General features: G+C 73.4%; 1 protein-coding gene. It reads left to right on the forward strand.

The features are described from left to right. Positions 1 to 1,463, forward strand: a 1,463-nt coding sequence (locus AVE30378_RS32435) for an ATP-binding protein (protein WP_129247287.1), incomplete at both ends; no start/stop codon positions are given.

The following is a 1,463-nucleotide window of genomic DNA, read 5'->3' on the forward strand; positions in this document are numbered from 1 at the left end:
CGCGTGGAGCAGCAGTTGCGCAAGGCGCGCCAGGCGGCCGATTCGGCCAACGCGGCCAAGTCGGCGTTCCTGGCGGCGATGAGCCACGAGATCCGCACGCCGCTCAACGCCATCCTGGGCAACCTGGAGCTGCTGTCGCATTCGCCGCTGAACGCGGCGCAGCGCGACCGGCTCGACACGATCCGCTCGGCTTCCGACGGCCTGCTGTCGGTGGTCAGCGACGTGCTGGATTTCTCCAAGATCGAGGCGGGCGAGCTGCGCCTGGAGGAGATCGAGTTCGATGCGCTGGAGGTGGCCTCGCGGGCCTTGAGGATGTTCGCGCCGATGGCGCAGGCCTGCGGGCTGGCGCTGGTGGGCGAGCTGGGCCTGGCGGTGAGCCAGCCGATGCGGGGCGATCCCACGCGGCTGGGGCAGATTCTGCACAACCTGCTGTCGAACGCGATCAAGTTCACCAACGCGGGCAAGGTGACGCTGCGGCTGGCGCTGGACGAGGCGGGGTCGCAGGCGGCGTTCGAGGTCGAGGACACGGGCATCGGCATGTCGGCCGAGCAGATGGCCCGGCTGTTCCGGGCCTTCAGCCAGGGCGACGCCACCATCAGCCGGCGCTTCGGCGGCACCGGGCTGGGCCTGGCGCTGTGTTCGCGCCTGGCGCAGGCCATGGGCGGGACGATGGCGGCCGAGAGCGAGCCGGGGCTGGGCAGCCGCTTCACGCTGCGGCTGCCGCTGGGCGAATGCGCGGGCGAACGCGATCTGCCGCGGTTCGACGGCCAGTCGGTGGTGCTGGTGGCGGCCTTCGAGGCCGAGCGCGCCTATGTCGGCCAGGCGCTGTCGGCCTGGGGGCTGCGGCCGCAGGGCTATGGCCATCCCGCGCAGGTCGGCCAGCGGGAACTGGAGGGCGCGGCCGCGCTGGTCCTGTGGGGCGCCCGCCAGACCTGGCTGGCCGCGGACGAGAACCGCCTGATCGAGGAATCCGCGTGGGTGATCGACTGCGCCATGTCGGGCCCGGGCCTGCCCACGGCGGCGGGCCGGCTGCTGAGCGTGTCCATGTATGGGCTGGGCGGGTTGGCGGGGGCGTTGCGGCATGCGTTGCAGGGCCGGGCGCTGGCGCCGGCGTCGCCGGGCCGTCGCGTGCTGGCGCGGCCCCTGCGGATCCTGGTGGCCGAAGACAACCTGGTGAACCGCCGGTTGTTCGAGGAGCAGCTTGCGTTGCTGGGCTGCGAGGTGCGCACGGCCGAGGACGGGGAAGCGGCGCTGGCGTGGCTGGAGCGCGAGGAGTACGACGTGTTGCTGACGGACCTGGCGATGCCGGGGATGGACGGCTACGCGCTGGCGCGGCGGGCGCTGCGGCGGTGGCCGTCGCTGCCGGTGGTGGCGGCCACCGCCCACGTCACGCCGCAGGAGCGCGAGCGCTGCGCGCAGGCCGGCATGGCGCGCGTGCTGGGCAAGCCGCTGTCGCTGGAGGA

The sequence above is a fragment of the Achromobacter veterisilvae genome, from assembly GCF_900496975.1.
Lineage (GTDB): Bacteria > Pseudomonadota > Gammaproteobacteria > Burkholderiales > Burkholderiaceae_B > Achromobacter > Achromobacter veterisilvae.